The 1,154-nt window shown below is 60.8% G+C and carries 1 protein-coding gene; it reads right to left on the reverse strand.

Annotation, left to right across the window (positions count from 1 at the left end):
* Nucleotides 1-2: 2 nt before the first annotated feature.
* On the reverse strand, nucleotides 3-1,154 hold a 1,152-nt coding region (tuf, locus tag AC1Q64_RS25660), incomplete at its 5' end, for an elongation factor Tu (RefSeq protein ID WP_291436616.1).

Below are 1,154 nucleotides of genomic sequence, written 5' to 3' on the forward strand. Positions count from 1 at the left end.
AATTAAGCAATGATCTTGGCCACGACGCCAGCGCCCACAGTACGGCCACCTTCGCGGATAGCGAAGCGCAGACCTTCTTCCATGGCGATGGGGTTGATCAGCTTCACAGTGATCGACACGTTGTCACCAGGCATGACCATTTCCTTGTCGGCTGGCAGCTCAATAGCACCAGTCACGTCGGTCGTGCGGAAGTAGAACTGAGGACGGTAGTTGTTGAAGAAAGGAGTGTGGCGGCCGCCTTCGTCCTTGCTCAGCACATACACCTCAGCCGTGAAGTGGGTGTGGGGCTTGATCGAGCCGGGCTTGCACAGCACTTGGCCACGTTCCACGTCTTCGCGCTTGGTGCCGCGCAGCAGCAGACCGACGTTGTCGCCAGCTTGGCCTTGGTCCAGCAGCTTGCGGAACATTTCCACGCCGGTGCAGATGGTCTTTTGCGTGTCGCGGATACCGACGATTTCGATTTCTTCGCCGACCTTGATGATGCCGCGTTCCACGCGACCGGTCACCACGGTGCCACGACCGGAGATGGAGAACACGTCTTCCACGGGCATCAGGAAGGCACCGTCCACAGCGCGCTCAGGCGTGGGGATGTAGGTGTCCAGTGCTTCGGCCAGCTTCATGATGGCTTCTTCACCCAGCTTGCCCTTGTCGCCTTCCAGGGCGAGCTTGGCGGAGCCACGGATGATGGGGGTGTCGTCGCCTGGGAAGTCGTACTTGTCCAGGAGTTCGCGCACTTCCATTTCGACGAGTTCCAGCAGTTCTTCGTCGTCCACCATGTCGCACTTGTTCAGGAACACGATGATGTAAGGCACGCCCACTTGGCGGGCCAGCAGGATGTGCTCGCGGGTCTGGGGCATTGGGCCGTCAGCGGCGGAGCAAACCAGGATAGCACCGTCCATCTGGGCAGCGCCGGTGATCATGTTCTTCACATAGTCGGCGTGACCGGGGCAGTCCACGTGGGCGTAGTGGCGGTTGGCCGTTTCGTATTCCACGTGGGCGGTGTTGATCGTGATACCGCGGGCCTTTTCTTCGGGCGCAGCGTCGATCTGGTCGTAGGCCTTGGCTTCGCCGCCGAACTTGGCGGACAGCACCGTGGCGATGGCTGCCGTCAGTGTGGTCTTGCCATGGTCCACGTGGCCGATCGTGCCCACGTT

The sequence above is a fragment of the Acidovorax sp. GW835-FHT14G06 genome (assembly GCF_058793595.1).